The following is an 18,467-nucleotide window of genomic DNA, read 5'->3' as shown; positions in this document are numbered from 1 at the left end:
GCCCCCGACCCCGGGACCGAAACTGACCCCGTGACTCCGGCCCCAGACCCCGGCGCGGAGAGCGGTGATCCGGCTGATCCCGTTCCGGTGGACCCATCTGACCCCGCTGTCTCCCCGGAGCCCACAGAGACGCCCGCCGTATAAGATGACCGTTCAGAAAGAGGACACAAGAATGTTTCAAGGTTTTTCCCAGGGGGCGGTAGACTTTCTCTGGGGCATTCGATTCAACAACGAACGCAGCTGGTTCCTGGCGCACAAGGAGGAGTACCTGACCTTAGTGGATGCTCCTCTGCGCCAGCTGGCCGCCCAGGTGAGCCAGGTCATGGAGGAGGAATTCCCAAGGCTTGGCCTGGAGCTGAAGGTGAGCCGCATCTATCGGGACGCCCGGCGGCTTTATGGCCGCGGCCCCTACAAGGACCACATGTGGTTCAGCCTCCGCCGGCCCGGCGAGCACGAGGGTGCAATCCCCTGCTTTTACTTTGAGATCGCGCCGGAGTATTACAGCTACGGCATGGGGTGCTACGACCCCACTCCCCTGACCATGGCCAAGCTTCGGGCCCGGATCGACCGGGATCCCAAGCCTCTGGAGAAGCTGGCCCGCAGGCTGGAAAAGCAGGAGGAATTTGTGCTGGAGGGCGCGGAGTACAAGCGGCCCAAGGGCGACCCCGGCCCCCTGCTCTACCCCTGGTACAACCGCCGCCAGATCAGCCTGTCCAGCGACCACAACTGCGAGGGGCTGCTGTTTCAGCCCGAACTGGTCGGCCAGGTAACCGAGGGCTTCCGGTTCCTGGCCCCCTACTACCAGTATCTGAACGCTCTGGCCGCAGATCCCCCGCCTCCCCAGTCCTGAGCATGCGCCTCCGGCAGCCGCCGGAGGCGCTTTTGTGTAAATCGCCCACTTATATTCCTGTTCGAAAAATAATTTTTAAAAAACATCCAAAAAGTTCTTGACATTAGCGTACTAATGTGGTACATTATGGTCAGAAAGGATGAGTCCAATGTACTAAGAAAAAACCCCAGCACCTGATGTCAAGCTGCAAGGTCAAAGGCGAAAGAGCCCAATTATTTAATATATATAAATAGTGGTAAATCTACGCAAGATGGAATATGGCACAGAACTTTACCCGAACAAGGGACCCGAGCAAATGCGAGGAATTCCAAATGAGGTAAAAGAATTTGGGCCACCTCCAATCCAGACCAGGCAGGCTGACACAGGAAAGCACATATCATCCGCGGCAGGCAAAGAAGGAACGATTCCAACATCCAGCACCTCACTTATGGGGAGAGAACTGCAATAGCGGTCCAAAAGAGAAATGGTTGAGAAAAGGTTCTGGAACAGTTCAGCGGCAGGATATGGTATGTAGCTATTCTATAGAAAGTGAGGTAACCAAAATGATGTTAGATAACAAGAACGAACAGAAATGACCCTTGACTGCAACGGATGAAAACAGGCAGTCAAGGGTCATTTCTATTTTGTAAAGAATCCTTCCAACCATCATGCAAAGAGCTCTTTCGCAGGTATGAAAAGCCAGCTCAGAGAGATTTGACGTTGAAAATCATTTGGCGGAGCAGCACAGTCGGACCCGGACCGTGGAAACAGGAAAATATGGAGAGACCCCGGCGCCCTGACGGGCGCTTTTTGTTTTTCGTCTATGAACAGCGCTCCCCCACTTGATGAAGCGGCATCCGCAAAACAGTCAATCCTCCGCATGACCGCGATCATACGGAGGATCTTTTCTGCACATGATTCAAACTTACTGGAGCGAGCCGCTTTCATTTCCAATTCAAACGCGTGAAATACAAATTGGCATTTGCAATCCTAATCAATCATTTTCCAGAATTTTAATGCCAGTTCGATTCCGTCCTTATCAACAGTTTCAGTCACATAATTTGCGGCAGTCTTAACAGGGCCCTCTGCATTTCCCATCGCTATGCCAATTTCAGCAAAAGCAAGCATACCGACGTCATTTTCTCCATCCCCAAATGCCATCGTCTCACATTGATCAATGCCGTTTTTTGTTAAGTATTCCACCATCCCCGCAGTCTTACCACCGCCACCTGAAACAATATCTACTGCATATTCATTCCATCTGGTAATGATGCAATTTGGTAACTGCCTTGCGAAATACGCCTCTTCCCCTTTTTCAAGATAGGCGATTGCCTGATAAAAATCATTTCCCGTATATGTACCAATCCGTGGGACATCTGTGGAGATTGCAGACTGCGCCTCTTCAACATGCTGATCGACATAGTTGATATACATCGCATCTTTTTCTACAATCATAACCGGTATTTTCTTCTCTTCAAATAATCGAATGATGGCTTCTTTATCAGGGCCAGTAATCGGCCTTCCCGATAAGATGTTCTTCTCTCCATCCAGACATAATTGTCCATTTAATGTGATGTACCCGTCAAACTCAATATCTTTCACCGGAAGTATCTCCAGTTCTGATAGATGTCTCCCGGTTGCGACCACACATTTGATGTTTTTTTGTTTTAGCTTCATTATGGACATTCTTGTACTGTTCGGAACATCATGCAGCGTATGTGAAATCAATGTGCCGTCTACGTCAAAAAATACTGCCTTTACCATCTGCTTCCTCCATCCAATCAAACCGTTCTCATACTTTACAAATAAAGCATATCAGAAAAATGTGCAGGATTCTACTGTCAATGAAAAAGAACACCCGAATGAAACTGGCTTTCGATTCGGGTGTTCCGCTCGGTATTCATATCACGGCTTTCATCGGCTCTCATTGCGGCATACTGTTCCCCTTGCCGGATTCTCCATGCGAAAGGCGGCTTTCTTGGGGACGTGCTTCCATACTGTCTGATGATCGCCAATCTAGCGGCGGGGCGCTCTGCGCTCCTCAATACAGCTGGTCCAAAATATCCACAATATCTCCGATAACGCCGTCGTCACAGTGGCACAGCACCCGCGCGCCCCAGTCCTTTACCTCCTGGGCGCAGTTGGCCGGGGCAAAAGGAATGACCGACCTGGCCAGCATGGGAATGTCGTTCTGGTTATCCCCCACGCAGTAGATGTGGTCGGGGCTGACCCCGATGTGCCGGGCCAGCTTGTCCACCATGTCTCCCTTGGTGCTCCCCTTCTCGGTGATCTCCAGGTAATACTGGTTGGAGAAAATGGCCTCATACAGGTGGCCGTACCGCTCCAGCAGCCACTTCTGGGCCTGGAGGAGGACGGAATACTCCTGCTGGACGATGGCCTTGGTCCAGGGAAGGGGCATCTCAGCCACCGGCCGGACCTCATAGTCCGTGCCCACCTTTCTCATGTGGGCCTCGGTGATGGAATTGGGGTTCCAGACGAAAATATCTTCCTGATGGTAGACCTCAATAGCCAGGGAGGGAAAGGCCTCCAGCAGTTTCCCCAGGTCCCGGGGAGCCGTGGCAGACAGGCAGGTCTGCTCCAGCACTTGGTCCGCCTGGAAATCATAGAGGGCGGAGCCGTTGGACAGCACCACCGGCCCGTCAAGGGGGACCAGATGGCGATAGGGGGCAAAGGTCCGGTAAGCCCGGCCGGTGGCAACGGTGAATTTCCCGCCCTCCGACCGGAAGTAACGGATGGCCTCCTGATTCCGCTGGGGCACCTGGTGCCGGGAGTCATATAAAGTGTCGTCAAAGTCGCTGACCAGCAGCAGACCGTCAAATTTTCCCATGCAAGGGGCCTCTCTTTCCGCCCCTCCGGGGCTGTATCAGCGGATGTCCTCCGCAAGGAAGTACTTCTTCATGGGCTTGGCCAGCAGGGCGAAGATCACCAGGCACAGCACCATGTCAATGACCATATAGAAGCCATTATACAGCAGGGAGTAGAACCAAGGAGTGGTCATGGTCATGCCGAAAAAGCTTTCCGGCATATATTCTGCCCAAACGGTGGCGCCAACTACATAGTGGACCAGAAAACGGGCGGCAGAGCCCGCCACCGTGCCGGCGTAAATGCTCCAGCGCTTTCCCCGGAACAGGCCTGCCAGGCCCAGCACCGTAAAGGCCACCAGATAATCTCCCACGATGGACTGCCAGCCCAGGGCAAAGCCGCCGTCATACATGAACTGCAGCACTCCCAGCACAAAGCCGCTCATCAGGCCGGGACCCACGCCCCAGCGGCAGGCGAACAAAAAGATAGGCAGCATGGACAGGCAGATGGAGCCGCCCCAGGGCATCTCCCACAGCTTCAGATAGCTCAGGACCTGGGCGATGACCACCATGACCGCCCCCTCGCACAGCATACGGAGCATGTGGCGCTGTTTGTTGCTTGTTTGCATGATTGTTTCCTCCTAAAATGTATGTACCGCAGCACATCCAAACGGGTGTAGTGCGGTACGGAGGACGACAACCAATCTATCTGTCCACTTCCTACGCCGGCATTACCCGGATCAGGTTTAAGGGACCGGAGGCGGCACCGTCGCCTCTGCATCTCAGCCGGGAACAGCTCCCAGCGCCCCTGTGTTTGCTTGTCTGCGGTCGAAAATATTGTATGCAATCCCGCAAGATTTGTCAAGGGCGACAGAACCCGCCGGCATTCAACCTTCTGCTTCCTTTTTCCCGAAAAATGTGTTATACTATACGTTAATTTTCCATTCCACCTGCTGCTTCAGAAAGGATGACGTATTCTTGGCTCAGACCCGTAGGGATGAGGAGGCCCTGGCCAGCGCGCCCATTGGCCGCCTCATGTTCAAGCTGGCAGTGCCCGCCGTGGCGGCCCAGCTCATCAACATGCTTTACAACATCGTGGACCGGATCTATATCGGCCACATCCCCCAAGTGGGCCAGCTGGCTCTGACCGGCGTGGGGGTCACCTTCCCCATCCTCATGCTCATCTCCGCTTTCGCCGCCTTCGCCGGCATGGGCGGCGCGCCGCTGGCCTCCATCCGCCTGGGGGCCGGGGACCGGGAGAGCGCGGAACAGATCCTGGGCAACTCTCTGACCATGCTGCTGTGTACGGCAGCGGTGCTCACGCTCTTCTTTTCCGCCTTCAAGCGGCCCATCCTCATGGCCTTCGGCGCCTCCAATGACACCATTGGCTATGCGCTGGATTACATCTCCATCTATCTGCTGGGTACCCTCTTCGTCCAGCTGGCCCTCGGCCTGAACACCTTCATCAGCGCCCAGGGCAAGTCCCTGATCGCCATGTGCTCGGTGCTCATCGGCGCCGCTCTCAACATTGTGCTGGACCCCTTGTTCATCTTCGTTTTCGATCTGGGCGTCCGGGGCGCGGCCATCGCCACCATCCTGTCCCAGGCAGTCAGCGCCTGCTGGGTGCTGTTCTTCCTCTGCTCCTCCCGGTCCGGCCTGCGGATCAGCCCCGCCAACATGAAGCCCCGGGCTTCCGTGCTGGGGAAAATCGCCGGGCTGGGCGTGGCCCCCTTTATCATGCAGTCCACGGAAAGTCTGGTCACCGTGGTGCTGAACACCGGCCTGCAGACCTACGGCGGCGACCTGTATGTGGGCAGTCTGACCATCATGCAGAGCGTCATGCAGATGATCGTCATGCCCATTCAGGGCATCACCCAGGGCACGCAGCCCATCATGAGCTACAACTACGGCGCGGGCAACTACCAGCGGGTGCGCAGCACCTTCAAGCGGCTGCTGGCAGTGACGCTGACCGCCACGGTATGCGCCTTCCTGGCGGTCCTCCTCTTCCCCCGGTCTCTTGCCCTGCTGTTCAACGACGATCCGGAGCTGGTGGCCCTGGTGGGGCGGGTCATGCCCCTCTTCTTCGGCGGCATCTGGGCCTTTGGCGCCCAGATCGCCTGCCAGACCACCTTCATGGCCCTGGGCCAGGCCAAGACCAGCCTGTTCCTGGCCCTGCTGCGGAAGATCTTCCTGCTGGTCCCCCTCGCCCTGGTCCTGCCCAGGGTGACCGGCAGCGTTATGGGCATCTACGCATCCGAGCCCATCGCTGATCTCTTGGCCTCCGCCACCACGCTGACGCTGTTCCTCCGCCGGCGCAAAACGCTTCTGCCGACAGCCGGGGCGGAAGATTCCTGACCTCCTGGGCGCTTTGCCTGGAAAACCGCCGCCATTGGGTGGGAAATCCCCGCCTGTTGCTTGATTTTTCTTCCAAACTGGTATATCATATGGGCGATTGAGTCAACGATGTTCCTTCTTACTCAAATAAGGAGATTTTTCATACCATGCGAAAAGATTTGATTTTGCCCGGTCTGGCCGTGGGCGGAGGGATTCTGGGCCTGGGGCTGCGGCGGTGGCAGCTGGCGTCCGGCTATGACCCGGAGACCCAGCTGTTTGTCCACGGCCATCCCGCCTTTCTCCTGCTCCTGCTGCTGACCGCGGGGCTGCTTCTGGCCGGCCTGCTCCTGCTGCGGGGCATTGGAACGCGGGACGCCGGTTCCGCTCCCATTCGCTGCCCCTCTCCCCTTTATATGACATTGATGACCGCCTCCGCCATGCTGTTTCTGGGCGGCGGTGTGCTGGGACTGCTGGAAGGGGCGGCGGAGCTTGCCTTCTGGCGGGTCGATCCGACCTCCCACCCGCTCACCTATCCCGTGGCCCTGGTCCTGTGCGCTCTGCTGTCCTTTGCCGCCGGACCGGCCACGCTGCTTCTGGGCCGGGGGGCCTACCGTGGAAACGCCCCCGCCGCCTGCTCCCTGTGGGCCGTCTTTCCCCCTATGACAGCTCTGGCATGGCTTTTTTCCACCCACCTGGCTCACGGCACCGATCCCATTTTGATGGGCTACGGCTTCTCGCTGGCGGCGGCGATCTTCCTGCTGCTGGCCCACTACTATGCCGCCGCCTACTTCCATGACCGGCCGCACCCCCACCGGGCCACCCTCTGCGCGCTGATGGGCGTCTTTTTCGGCCTTGTCTCTCTGGCCGGCGGCCTGTCCCCCTTCCAGATGGCGCTGACCGCCGCCTTTACCCTGTCTGCTCTGGCCGACCTGTGGGCCCTGCTGCGGGGCTCCTTCGGTCCCCCCTGGCCCAGCCGTCTGCTGAGAGCGCGAATGCCCCTTGGGGCACAGGAGGATGAGGACGAAGACGAGAACCCGGACGGCCGGGAAGAATGAAATAATCACGACTTGAGGGAGAATTTGACATGGAAAATAAAAAGCGTTTTTATATCACCACCCCCATCTATTACCCCAGCGACAAGCTGCACATCGGCCACACCTACTGCACCGTGGCCACCGATGCCATGGCCCGCTACAAGCGGCTCCAGGGCTATGACGTACTGTTCCTGACCGGCACCGACGAGCACGGCCAGAAGATCGAAGACAAGGCCAAGGAGGCCGGCGTCTCCCCTAAGGAGTTCGTGGACCGCATCGTGGAGGGTCCCCAGGGGGTCAAGGACCTGTGGAAGCTGATGAACATCTCCAATGACCGCTTCATCCGCACCACCGACGACTACCATGTTGCCGCCATCCAGAAGATCTTTAAAAAGATGTACGAGAACGGCGACATCTACAAGGGCAAGTATGTGGGCAAATACTGCAAGCCCTGCGAGTCCTTCTGGACCGAGAGCCAGCTGGTGGACGGCAAGTGCCCCGACTGCGGCCGGGAGGTCCAGGACGCCGAGGAGGAGGCCTACTTCTTCCGTCTCAGCAAGTACGCTGACCGGGTCCAGCACCTGCTGGAGGACACCGACTTCCTGGAGCCCCGCTCCCGGGTCAACGAGATGGTGAACAATTTCATCAAGCCCGGTCTGGAGGACTTGTGTGTCAGCCGCACTTCCTTTACCTGGGGTGTGCCCGTGGACTTCGACCCGGGCCATGTGGTCTATGTGTGGGTGGACGCCCTGTTCAACTACACCACCGCCCTGGGCTTCCTCAACGACAAGTACGACGACTACAAGAAGTTCTGGCCCGCCGACGTCCACTTTGTGGGCAAGGAGATCGTCCGCTTCCACTCCATCATCTGGCCCGCCATGCTGATGAGCATGGACATGCCCCTGCCCAAGAAGGTCTTCGGCCACGGCTGGCTGCTGCTGGACGGCGGCAAGATGTCCAAGTCCAAGGGCAACGTGGTGGACCCCTACCTGCTGGCCCAGCGCTTCGGCGTGGACGCCCTGCGGTTCTTCCTGCTGCGGACCTTCCCCTTCGGCTCCGACGGCAACTTCTCCAACGAGGCCCTCATCAACACCATCAATGTGGACCTGGCCAACGACCTGGGCAACCTGCTCAGCCGCACCGTCTCCATGGTGGGCAAGTACTTCGGCGGCACCCTGCCCGAAGCCCAGACTGAGGACGCCGGGAAGGACGCCGAGCTGGTGGAGCTGATCTCCAACCTGCGCGCCCGCTACGAGGAGCAGATGGAGCGCTACGCCTTCCAGAACGCCCTGAGCGAGATCTTCAAGGTCATTGACCGGGCCAACAAGTATATCGACGAGAACACCCCCTGGGTGCTGGCCAAGGACATGGAGGCCAACGGCCCCCGTCTGGCCCGGGTCATGTACAACCTGCTGGAGGCCCTGCGGGTGTGCGCCGTCCTGCTGACCCCCTTCATTCCCCAGTCCGCCGCCGAGGTGCTGCGCCAGATCGGCGCCTGCGAGGCCTGCCAGACTTGGGAGAGCGCCGGGGTATACGGCTCCCTGCGGAAGGACGTCACCGTCCAGCGGGGTGAGAATCTGTTCCCCCGCATCGACATGGACAAGGAGCTGGCCGCTCTGGAGGAGATCGCCGCCCAGGCCAAGAAGGCCGCCCTCCCCGCCCTGGAGGTGGAACCCCAGCTGGAGGAGAAGGTGGACTTCGACACCTTCTGCAAGAGCGACTTCCGTGCCGTCAAGGTCAAGGCCTGTGAGAACGTGAAGAAGAGCGAGAAGCTGCTGAAGTTCACGCTGGACGACGGCACCGACACCGACCGTCAGATCCTGTCCGGCATCGCCAAGTGGTACAAGCCCGAGGAGCTGGTGGGCAAGACCCTCATGGCCATCGTCAACCTGCCCCCCCGGAAGATGATGGGCCAGGAGTCCAACGGAATGCTCATCTCCGCCGTCCACACCGAGCACGGCGAGGAAAAGCTGAATCTGCTGATCCTGGACGACAAGATCCCCGCGGGCGCCAAGATGTGCTGATCAATCCAATCCCTCAAAACGCGGACCGGCGCTGCCGGTCCGCGTTTTTCCGCACTCATATGCCCCTCCCCTTTGACGGGCAGCACAGCAAATGACGGACGGGGCACGGCACGGGGCCGCCATACAACAAATAAACTTTTGTGCCTGGTTCCGGATTCCTTACCTTTCCCCTTTCTTTTTTTCCGGAGATATGATACAATATAGGCTGATTTACTCTGTAAAGGTTGGGTCATGCGCTGTGGATAATATTGTTCTGATCGGTATGCCGGGTTCCGGCAAAAGCACGGTGGGCGTTTTGCTGGCCAAGGCCCTGGGCTACAGCTTCCTGGACGTGGATCTGGTGATCCAGCGTCAGGAGGGAGCCCTGCTTCAGGAGATCCTGGACACCCGGGGGGTAGACGCCTTTTTGGACGCCGAGGAAAAGGCTGTGTGCTCCGTCCAGTGCCGGGAGCACGTCATCGCCCCCGGCGGCAGCGCGGTCTGCCGGGAGAAGGCGGCCCTCCATCTAAAATCCCTGGGACCGGTGGTCTATCTGAAGGTCCCTCTGGAGGAGCTGACCCAGCGCATCCAGAACCTGTCCACCCGGGGCATCGCCATGCAGCCCGGCCAGACCCTGGCCGACGTGATGGCCTATCGCGCCCCCCTTTACGACAAATACGCCGACCTGGTCATCGACTGCGGTTCCGGCCAGACCCTGGCCCAGACCGCCCAGCAGGTGCTGGACCGCCTGCATGACCTGGAGCGGCGTCCATGACCCCCAGCCCGCAGGGAACTGCGCGGGCCGGGAGGGCCCGGACCAGGGCCCTCTTTGAATGAGAAAAGGAAGTATTTCATGACATTTCGAGAACTGGGGCTGTGCGCCCCCATCCTCACCGCTCTGGAGGAACAGGGCTATCAAAAGCCCTCTCCCATCCAGGGCAAGGCCATCCCTCCCGCCCTGGCGGGCCGGGACATCCTGGGCTGCGCCCAGACGGGCACCGGAAAGACCTGCGCCTTCGCCGCTCCCATTTTGCAGCGGCTGGACGGCAGGGAACTTCCCGGCCGCCCCATCCGCGCCCTGATCCTCACCCCCACCCGGGAGCTGGCCATCCAGATCGGCGAGAGCTTTGCCGCCTACGGCAAGCACCTGCGCCTGCGCCACACCGTCATCTTCGGCGGCGTGGGCCAGGCCCCTCAGGTGGAAGCTCTGAAGCGCGGCGTGGATATTCTGGTGGCCACCCCCGGCCGGCTTATGGACCTCCACGACCAGGGCTTCATCTCTCTGGACAAGCTGGAGATTTTCGTCTTGGACGAGGCCGACCGGATGCTGGACATGGGCTTCATCCATGACGTGAAGAAGATCCTGAAGTGGCTGCCTCAGAAGAAGCAGACCATGCTGTTCTCCGCCACCATGCCGCCGGAGATCGCTGACCTGGTCAACTCTCTGCTCCGCAACCCCGTCCGGGTGGCGGTAGACCCGGTATCCTCCCCGGTGGAGGCCATCCGGCAGTCCGTCTATCTGGTGGACAAGTCCAACAAGACCCGCCTGCTGGCCCATCTGATCCGGACCCTGGGCGTAAAGAACGCCCTGGTCTTTACCCGGACCAAGCACGGTGCCAACAAGGTGGCCCGTGATCTGGAGAAGGACGGCATCTCCGCCGCCGCCATCCACGGCAACAAGAGCCAGACCGCCCGCCAGCAGGCCCTGGCCGACTTCAAGGCCGGGAGGATCCAGTGCCTGGTGGCCACCGACATCGCCGCCCGGGGGCTGGACATTGAGGAGCTGTCCCACGTCTTCAACTATAACCTGCCCGAGGTCCCGGAGACCTACGTCCACCGCATCGGCCGCACCGGCCGGGCGGGCCGTGGCGGACAGGCCATCGCCTTCTGCGACTTCTCCGAGCAGCCTCTGCTGAAGGACATTGAAAAGCTGATCGGCAGAGCGGTCCCCCGGGTGGAGGACCACCCCTACCCCATGGAGGTCTTTGAGGCCCCCAAGCGGGACAAGCACGGCAAGATCATCAACGAGGAGGACGCGGAGGCCCGTACCGCCGCCCGTGAGCTGCGCCGGGCCCGGGACGAGGCCAAGCAGGCCGCCGCCCGAGAAAAGCGGCTGGCCGAGCAGGCCAGCGCCGCCCAGGCCGTCCAGGCTCTGGAGGACAAGGAGCCCGCTCCCTCCAAGTCCCGCCGCCGCAGAAAGAAGAAGTCCGCCGCTCCCGCGGCCGCCCCGGAGACCACCGCTCCGGCCATGGAGCCGGAGGTCCCCTTCGATCCCCTGCCCAGCCGGCCCAAGCTGACCCGTTCGGGCACTCTGCTGGACACCGGGGACTCCATGCCCCGCACCGAGTTCCACCGGCCCAATCCGCTGGACAGCGATGTGATCATGGACGCCACCGCCCGTCTGCTGGCCCCCCGGAAGTCCCCGCTGACCGCTGCCGCCCGGACGCCCCAGCCGGAGGAGCCGTCCCGGTCCTCCGCCAAAAAGCGGAAAAAGAAGCCGGCCGCCAAGGCGGCGCCGGCGCCTCAGCCCGTCCCCGCGCCTCCTGCCGAGGCCGCGCCCGCCCGGAAGAAGAAAAAGAAGAGCGGCAAGAAGGCGGAGCCCACTCCGGAGCAGCGCCGCATTCTTCCCGACGAATCCCATAAAAAATCCGGCCGCAGCAGGGGCGGACATCGGGGGATGCCCCCCGAGCCCCACAGGACCCAGCCCAAGGACTCCACCGAGCAGCCCAGCCTGATGAAGCCCTACTACCTGGATATGGGGCATTGAGTCCGCCTGTTTTCGCCTCTGGTCCGATATGGATCTGATATAAAAATTATGCTACTAGGAGGATACGAACATGGATTACCAAGCACTCTATCAGCAAAAGCTGACCACCGCCGCCGAGGCCGTCAAGGTGGTCAAATCCGGCGACTGGGTGGACTACGGCTGGTGTACCAACCACCCCGTGGCCCTGGATAAGGCCCTGGCCGAGCGCAAGGACGAGCTGCGTGACGTGAAGATCCGGGGCGGCGTCACCATGTGGATGCCCGAGATCGCCAAGGCTGAGGACGCCGGCGACCACTTCACCTGGCACTCCTGGCACTGCAGCGGCATCGACCGCAAGATCATTGCCAAGGGCATGGGCTTCTTCTCCCCCATGCGCTACTCCGAGCTGCCCCGCTTCTACCGTGAGAATATCAACGTGGACGTGGCCATGATCCAGGTCACCCCCATGGACAAGCACGGCAACTTCAGCTATGCTCTGGCCTCTTCCCATCTGGCCGACATGCTGGAGCGGGCCAAGGTGGTCATCCTGGAGGTCAATAAGAACCTGCCCTGGGTCTACGGTCTGACCGGCTGCGAGATCAATATTCAGGACGTGGACTATGTGGTGGAGGGCGAGAATCCCCCCGTGGCCCAGCTGGGCGGCGGCGGCGCGCCCACCGAGGTGGACAAGGCCGTGGCCAATCTGGTCGTGCCCATGATCCCCAACGGCGCCTGCCTGCAGCTGGGCATCGGCGGCATGCCCAACACCATCGGCTCCATGATCGCCCAGTCTGATCTGAAGGACCTGTCCGTCCATACCGAGATGTATGTGGACGGCTTCGTAGATATGGCCATGGCCGGCAAGATCACCGGCAAGCACAAGAATCTGGACAAGGGCCGCCAGGTCTTCGCCTTCGCCGCCGGCTCCCAGAAGCTGTATGACTACATGGACCGGAATCCCGACGTCATGGGCGCCCCCGTGGACTACACCAACGACGTCCACGTCATCAGCCAGATCGACAACTTCATCTCCATCAATAACGCCATCGACATGGACCTGTTCGGCCAGATCAACGCCGAGTCCGCCGGCATCAAGCACATTTCCGGCACCGGCGGCCAGCTGGACTTCGCCATGGGCGCCTACCTGTCCAAGGGCGGCAAGAGCTTTATCTGCATGTCCTCCACCGTCACCGGCAAGGACGGCACCGTCAAGAGCCGCATCGTCCCCACTCTGACCCCCGGCTCCATCGCCACCGATCCCCGGTCCTGCGTCCACTATGTGGTCACTGAGTACGGCATGGTCAACCTGAAGGGCTTGTCCACCTGGGAGCGTGCCGAGCAGCTCATCAACATCGCTCACCCCGACTTCCGGGAGCAGCTCATCGCCGACGCCGAGAAGATGCACATCTGGCGCCGCTCCAACAAGTAATTACACCATTAAAAAATCCCCTCCGTTTTCAAAACGGAGGGGATTTTTCAGCTGTGGCCCTGATTGATGCGGGGGCAAGTCCCGCTCTACCGAATCAGCTCCCACATGAAGTTTTCCAACTTCAGGCGGCTGCCCAGAGTGGTGCCCTCAGGAAGCAGGAACATGGTGATGGAATGGCGCTGTCCGTCGTCGGCCACCAGGTCGGCGTAGTCGCCGTTGATGGACTGGACCGTGTAAAAAATGGGGTCCAAAAAACATCCCTCCTTTCTGCTTCTCCCTTTTATAAAAGTCCGTTTTATTGGACTGTTCTTTTTGTATACTGAGGTCACTCAGATACGAAAGGAGCAAAACGCGATGGATTATGAACTGGTATGGGTACGGGGACACATCGAGGTCTACGACTGGGCGGGGCGTTTCTGCTTCTCCGCCGACAACGAGCGGGAGGCCCGGGAGGAACTGGGGCTGACCGCCTGAATATAACACAAAATCAGGAGGACGATCTTATGTCTAAGTACATAGAACCAAAAACGGGATTGCTCGCTGCCCTGTTTGCCATTTTCTATCTGCCCTTCGCCGTCATCTTTGACCTGACAAAGCGTTACAAATGATTGAAAAACATCCAGTCCCGGCCAAGCCGGGACTGGATGTTTGAATCAGGAATCAATAAACGAACGGACGCGCAGCTTCACGCCCAGTTCGGAGGCGATCTGTTTGCAGGTCTCGATCTCCTCCGCCGTCTTGTCCTTATCCACGATGGTCATGACCACATGAGGCACATACTCTTTGGCCTCTTTGGCGAAGTCCAGCATGGCCTGGTAGGCCGCCTCCCCCTGGATGGGGTGGCACAGGGCCACATACTCGGCGGCGGTAATGGCGTTGAGGGAGATGGACAGGGTGTCGATGCGGCCCTTCAAGTCGGGGCACACGTCCCGGCCCTGAATCAGGTTGGCGTGGCCGTTGGTATTGATGCGCACGGGGGGCAGTTTCTCGCCAAACTTCTCCTTCAGCTGGTCCACCAGCCACAGGATATCGTCGATCCGGTAGGTGGGCTCTCCGTAGCCGCAGAACACGATCTCCCGGTAGGCGGGGATGTCCCGGCTCAGAAAGCTGTCCAGCGCCTCCTGGCGGGTAGGCTCCCGCTCCAGCCACAGAGAGTCCTCGGTGTAGATGGAGCCCTGGGCCTTGCCGTGACGCAGGCAGAACTCGCAGTTGCAGTTGCACTTGTTGGTCAGATTGACGTACAAAGCGCCTTCATATTCATAGGTGATGGTCATGGTATCTCTTCCTTTCAGCCGTCAATTCCAAAAAAGCGCTTGCCGTTCTCCAGGGTGATCCGGGCAGCCTCCTCCAGGTCCATGCCCTTCACCCGGGCGATGGTCTCAGCCACCAGATGGACGTGGCCCGAGTCGTTGCGCTTGCCCCGAAAGGGCTCCGGGGTCAGGTAGGGGGAGTCGGTCTCGATCATGATCCGGTCCATGGGCAGCCATTCGATGACCTCCAGAGATTTCCGGGCGTTCTTATAGGTGACCACTCCGGTAAAGGACAGCATCCAGCCCAGCTTCACCAGTACCTTGGCGTCCTCCAGACTGCCGGAATAGCAGTGGTACACGCCCTTCACATTGGGATGGGACTTCACCACCTCCAGACAGTCCTGGTGTGCCTCCCGGTCGTGGATGATGACAGGCAGGGACAATTCCTCCGCCAGCTCCATCTGGACATGGAATACCTGCTTCTGAAAGTCCCGGGGCGGGTTCTCCTTCCAGTAGTAGTCCAGACCGATCTCTCCCACGGCCCGCACCTTGGGATGAACGGCCAGAGTCCGCAGCCCCTCCAGAGTGCTCTGGTCAAAGCCCTCACAGTCAGAAGGGTGGACTCCCACGGCGGCATAGACAAAGGGGAACTGCTCCGCCAGGGACACCGCCGTCCGGGAGCTCTCCAGGTCACAGCCGGGGTTCAGGATCAGTTCCACGCCCCGGTCCGGCATGGAGGAGAGCACCTCCATCCGGTCGCCGTTGAAGGCCCCGGAGTCATAGTGGGCATGGGTATCAAATACGCGCACGAAACTCACCTCTTGTTGTATCACTGATCAGTACATTATCATACCCCAGCCCTGGGAAAAAAGCAAGGGAAAGGGAACCACGTCCCTTTCCCCCTCCGTTATCCCAACTCGGTCCAGACGTAATAGGAGCTTCCCTCGGTATACTCGCTCTCGCTATCCCCGCTGGCATACAGCTCCTGAAAGACCACAGCCGCCCGGGATACCTGCTTGGGTACCTCATACACCAGGACACCCTGGACCTCCTCGTCCTCCTTCAGCGTGTACTCATCGGGGAATTGGCTCTTCGTATATTGGGGCAGGGCATAGGCCCCCACCATCTCGACGGGCTCCGATCCCGCCGTGTCCTCCTGCTGATCTTCCCACTTCAGGATAAAGTCGGCCCAGCCCATGGACACGTCCTGGTCAAAGGTGTTCTTGATAGTCAGCCGGCACATCACCAGCTGCCAGCCGTCCTGGGCCCAATAGTCCCCGTAGGACTCCATGGTATCCACTTGATCCACCGTAAAATCGAACCAGTAGGAGGCCACCTTGTCCCCCACTTCAAACTGGTTCTTTTCCACGCCCGACCCCGACGAGCACGCCGCCAGCAGCAGGCCAGTCAGCAGCGTCAGCGCCAGCAGCACGCTTATCTTTCTATGGTGCATCACAACACATCCGTCCTGTCCCATGGTTTTGATAAAACGATTATAGAGTATCCCTTTTCAAAAAGCAAGGGGCCCGTTTCCAAGCCCCCGGCCCCGCACCCAAACCCAAATCGCAGTTCAGCGAAGCAGGGTCAGTTTCGGCTGGAGGAACAGCAGAAGGAGCGCACGATGAGTTTTTGATGCGAAGCATAAAAAACTCGTCGCAAGCGATATGACGCTTGCGACAAGTTGGAAAACGCGAACACTTTCGAGGTAGAGGCTTTCAGGCCTGCACCCAAACCGAATCGAAGCCCAGCGAAGCGGGTTCGATTCGGAAAGGAGGAGCGACGAAGTGAATGAGCGATGACTTTTTCAAATAAAAAGTCGTCGCGAACGATATGAAGTCCGCGACGACGTGGTGACCCAGCGGGGACTCGAACCCCGGACCCACGGCTTAAAAGGCAGTTGCTCTACCGACTGAGCTACTGAGTCAGGTATTCAATTCTTCGCTCCGCGCCGAAAGCAGCAGCCAAACCGCAATCCGGTAACGCGATTGCGGTTTGGGGAGGAGGCACGGCAGAATACGCGCGCTTTGACCGTCGGGACAAAGCAAACGACATGCAGTCCGCACCAATGAAGTGGCAGGGATGGCTGGACTCGAACCAGCGAGTGAGGGAGTCAAAGTCCCTTGCCTTACCACTTGGCTACACCCCTATATCCGCGGCGACAAGAGGACAGGCAAGGGCCGGAGCCGAAGCTCCGGCCCTTCCGCCTATTTATGTGGGGTGGGTAAAGGGACTCGAACCCTCGACACCCGGAACCACAATCCGGTGCTCTAACCAACTGAGCTACACCCACCATGTATCGTGAAATGAAAGGAGCCGCGCATGGCCACTCTAAAATGGCACGCCTGAAGGGACTCGAACCCCTGACCCACTGCTTAGAAGGCAGTTGCTCTATCCACCTGAGCTACAGGCGCATATGGAGCGGGTGATGGGAATCGAACCCACGCGACCAGCTTGGAAGGCTGGGATTCTACCATTGAACTACACCCGCATGGACGGCGCGTTCCTCTCACATCAGCCACAAAAGAATATCATATCTTTGCCCGGTTTGTCAATCCCTTTTCCCCAATTTCTCAAAATTCTTTTTTGAGATAGCGTGCTAAATTATCTTTTGTGAAAGAACACCCGCTTTCCGCCAGGAAAGCGGGCGTTCCGGCAACATATTTTTTACCGCAAGGCTGCGTCGCAGAAGCCGCAGCAGTCTACCCCGCCGATTTTCTTTACCAGGGGCGGCAGGTAGGGCTGGGTCTGGGTAATGCACCGGGGGTTGGTACACACCGGCTTGGTGCCGATCTCCACCGGGGGCACCGTATCCCACCGGGGCTGAAGGGCCAGATGCTCCAGCAGGGCCATCCGGGCAAACATACCGTACCGGGCCTGCTGGAAGTAGACCGCCCGGGGATCGTCGTCCACATCCACCGTGATCTCGTCTACCCGGGGCAGCGGGTGCATGACCAGCATCTTCTCCTTGGCCCGCTCCAGCTTCCGGCGGGTCAGAATGTAGATGCCCTTGTTCCGCTCATACTCCAGGGGATCCACAAACCGCTCCCGCTGGATACGGGTCATATACAGCACGTCCAGCTGGGGGATCACCGCCTCCAAGCCGGTGACCTCGGTAAAGCGCATGTTATTTTCCCGCATGAAGGTACGCATATACTCGGGCACCGCCAACTCGCGGGGAGAGATCAGGAAGAACTTGATGTCTTTGAATTTGGCCATGGCCTTGATGAGGGAGTGGACGGTTCGGCCGTTCTTCAGATCGCCGCACAGTCCCAGGGACAGGCCGTCCACGCCGCCCAGCAGCTTGGTCATGGTAGTCAGATCGGCCATGGTCTGGGTGGGGTGCATGTGGCCGCCGTCGCCGGCGTTGACCACCGGCACGTTGGAATACAGGGAGGCCGCTTTGGCCGCCCCCTCCCAGGGGGTCCGCATGACAATGACGTCGGCGTAGCTGGACACCATCTTGATGGTATCCTTCAGGGTCTCGCCCTTGGCCACCGAGGAGGAGTTGGGGTCGGCAAAGCCAAACACAGTGCCTCCCAGCCGCAGCATGGCGGTCTGGAAGGAGAAGTTGGTCCGCGTCGAGGGCTCGTAAAACAGGGAGGCGGCCACTTTGCCCCGGCACACGTCAATGAATTGTTCGGGGGCGTCTATGATCTGGCTGGCCCGGGCATAGAGGGCGTCCCACTCCTCGCGGGGCAGGTCTCCAAAATCAATCAGGTGCCGCATTCCATTCCACTCCTATGTTATCATCCTATTCTTCCAGATATCCTATCACAAACCGACCCATTCCGCAAGGCGCGCTTGGAACTTTTCCAAATTTCCTTGACACCTGGGGACAAAAGGGGGCACTCCAATATTATGAGCGCACAGGATCTGTCTTCCGGAACGTGCAGTAAATTTTAGTTTATCGTTTCATGTAGGGTGAGGGCTTGGTAGGGCGGGGGCAAGCCCCCGCCGTATTTTGGCGGCGGCCCCAAGGGGCCGCCCTACGGGCGGGGCGTCCAGAGGCCGCCCCCTACG

General features: G+C 59.3%; 15 protein-coding genes, 5 tRNA genes and 1 riboswitch. Of the genes, 7 read left to right on the top strand and 13 right to left on the bottom strand.

Annotated elements, in window-relative coordinates; all coding sequences use genetic code 11:
• The first annotated feature begins 172 nt into the window (after positions 1 to 172).
• Positions 173 to 850 (top strand): DUF2461 domain-containing protein, encoded by a 678-nt coding sequence (locus I6E39_RS10250; RefSeq protein ID WP_235381490.1) that lies wholly within the window; start codon positions 173 to 175, stop codon positions 848 to 850.
• Between the two features lie 969 nt (positions 851 to 1,819).
• Here the strand turns inward: I6E39_RS10250 and I6E39_RS10245 are convergent.
• From I6E39_RS10245 to I6E39_RS10235, 3 genes are all read right to left on the bottom strand, one after another.
• Positions 1,820 to 2,593: a Cof-type HAD-IIB family hydrolase gene (locus I6E39_RS10245; RefSeq protein ID WP_235381489.1), complete on the bottom strand. Its 774-nt coding sequence runs from the start codon at positions 2,591 to 2,593 to the stop codon at positions 1,820 to 1,822.
• Positions 2,594 to 2,870: 277 nt separating this feature from the next.
• The gene (locus I6E39_RS10240; RefSeq protein WP_235381488.1) at positions 2,871 to 3,677 is read right to left on the bottom strand and encodes an HAD-IIB family hydrolase; all 807 of its coding nucleotides are present in this window, start codon (positions 3,675 to 3,677) and stop codon (positions 2,871 to 2,873) included.
• 36 nt (positions 3,678 to 3,713) lie between these two features.
• Complete coding sequence (locus I6E39_RS10235; RefSeq protein ID WP_235381487.1) at positions 3,714 to 4,280, bottom strand: energy-coupled thiamine transporter ThiT; 567 nt, start codon at positions 4,278 to 4,280, stop codon at positions 3,714 to 3,716.
• A gap of 71 nt (positions 4,281 to 4,351) precedes the next feature.
• Positions 4,352 to 4,471, bottom strand: a riboswitch (TPP riboswitch).
• Between the two features lie 158 nt (positions 4,472 to 4,629).
• On the opposite strand from I6E39_RS10235, the gene I6E39_RS10230 reads away from it, so the two are divergent.
• From I6E39_RS10230 to I6E39_RS10205, 6 genes are all read left to right on the top strand, one after another.
• On the top strand, positions 4,630 to 6,006 hold the full coding sequence (locus I6E39_RS10230; protein WP_235381486.1) for an MATE family efflux transporter: 1,377 nt from the start codon (positions 4,630 to 4,632) through the stop codon (positions 6,004 to 6,006).
• Between the two features lie 146 nt (positions 6,007 to 6,152).
• The gene (locus I6E39_RS10225) at positions 6,153 to 7,040 is read left to right on the top strand and encodes a hypothetical protein (protein ID WP_235381485.1); all 888 of its coding nucleotides are present in this window, start codon (positions 6,153 to 6,155) and stop codon (positions 7,038 to 7,040) included.
• Positions 7,041 to 7,069: 29 nt separating this feature from the next.
• Positions 7,070 to 9,043: a methionine--tRNA ligase gene (gene metG, locus I6E39_RS10220; RefSeq protein WP_235381484.1), complete on the top strand. Its 1,974-nt coding sequence runs from the start codon at positions 7,070 to 7,072 to the stop codon at positions 9,041 to 9,043.
• 238 nt (positions 9,044 to 9,281) lie between these two features.
• Positions 9,282 to 9,797, top strand: coding sequence for a shikimate kinase (locus I6E39_RS10215; RefSeq protein WP_235381483.1), 516 nt, complete (start codon positions 9,282 to 9,284; stop codon positions 9,795 to 9,797).
• A 78-nt stretch (positions 9,798 to 9,875) separates the two neighbouring features.
• Entirely contained in the window at positions 9,876 to 11,789 is a 1,914-nt protein-coding gene (locus tag I6E39_RS10210; RefSeq protein WP_235381482.1) for a DEAD/DEAH box helicase, read from the top strand.
• Positions 11,790 to 11,859: 70 nt separating this feature from the next.
• Positions 11,860 to 13,197 carry a butyryl-CoA:acetate CoA-transferase gene (locus tag I6E39_RS10205; protein WP_235381481.1) on the top strand — a complete coding sequence of 446 codons (1,338 nt, stop codon included), beginning with the start codon at positions 11,860 to 11,862 and terminating at the stop codon, positions 13,195 to 13,197.
• An 86-nt stretch (positions 13,198 to 13,283) separates the two neighbouring features.
• Here I6E39_RS10205 and I6E39_RS10200 read toward each other — a convergent pair whose 3' ends face one another.
• From I6E39_RS10200 to pyrB, 10 genes are all read right to left on the bottom strand, one after another.
• The gene (locus I6E39_RS10200) at positions 13,284 to 13,448 is read right to left on the bottom strand and encodes a hypothetical protein (protein WP_235381480.1); all 165 of its coding nucleotides are present in this window, start codon (positions 13,446 to 13,448) and stop codon (positions 13,284 to 13,286) included.
• A 402-nt stretch (positions 13,449 to 13,850) separates the two neighbouring features.
• The gene (locus I6E39_RS10195; protein WP_235381479.1) at positions 13,851 to 14,471 is read right to left on the bottom strand and encodes a TatD family nuclease-associated radical SAM protein; all 621 of its coding nucleotides are present in this window, start codon (positions 14,469 to 14,471) and stop codon (positions 13,851 to 13,853) included.
• A gap of 14 nt (positions 14,472 to 14,485) precedes the next feature.
• Positions 14,486 to 15,256: a TatD family hydrolase gene (locus tag I6E39_RS10190; protein ID WP_235381478.1), complete on the bottom strand. Its 771-nt coding sequence runs from the start codon at positions 15,254 to 15,256 to the stop codon at positions 14,486 to 14,488.
• 98 nt (positions 15,257 to 15,354) lie between these two features.
• Positions 15,355 to 15,900, bottom strand: a complete 546-nt coding sequence (locus tag I6E39_RS10185) for a DUF4352 domain-containing protein (RefSeq protein WP_235381477.1) — start codon at positions 15,898 to 15,900, stop codon at positions 15,355 to 15,357.
• A 395-nt stretch (positions 15,901 to 16,295) separates the two neighbouring features.
• Positions 16,296 to 16,371, bottom strand: a tRNA-Lys gene (locus I6E39_RS10180).
• A gap of 147 nt (positions 16,372 to 16,518) precedes the next feature.
• Positions 16,519 to 16,593 (bottom strand) — tRNA-Gln (locus tag I6E39_RS10175).
• Positions 16,594 to 16,660: 67 nt separating this feature from the next.
• Positions 16,661 to 16,737: transfer RNA gene (locus I6E39_RS10170), tRNA-His, on the bottom strand.
• Between the two features lie 44 nt (positions 16,738 to 16,781).
• Positions 16,782 to 16,858: transfer RNA gene (locus I6E39_RS10165), tRNA-Arg, on the bottom strand.
• A 3-nt stretch (positions 16,859 to 16,861) separates the two neighbouring features.
• Positions 16,862 to 16,935, bottom strand: a tRNA-Gly gene (locus tag I6E39_RS10160).
• Between the two features lie 176 nt (positions 16,936 to 17,111).
• Positions 17,112 to 18,173 carry an aspartate carbamoyltransferase gene (pyrB, locus tag I6E39_RS10155; protein WP_235381476.1) on the bottom strand — a complete coding sequence of 354 codons (1,062 nt, stop codon included), beginning with the start codon at positions 18,171 to 18,173 and terminating at the stop codon, positions 17,112 to 17,114.
• Positions 18,174 to 18,467: the final 294 nt, after the last annotated feature.

The sequence above is a fragment of the Pseudoflavonifractor phocaeensis genome (genome assembly GCF_021531375.1).
Classification (GTDB): domain Bacteria; phylum Bacillota; class Clostridia; order Oscillospirales; family Oscillospiraceae; genus Lawsonibacter; species Lawsonibacter phocaeensis_B.
The sequence above is the reverse complement of the archived record's forward strand: the minus strand, read 5'-3'. Positions and strand labels throughout refer to the sequence as shown.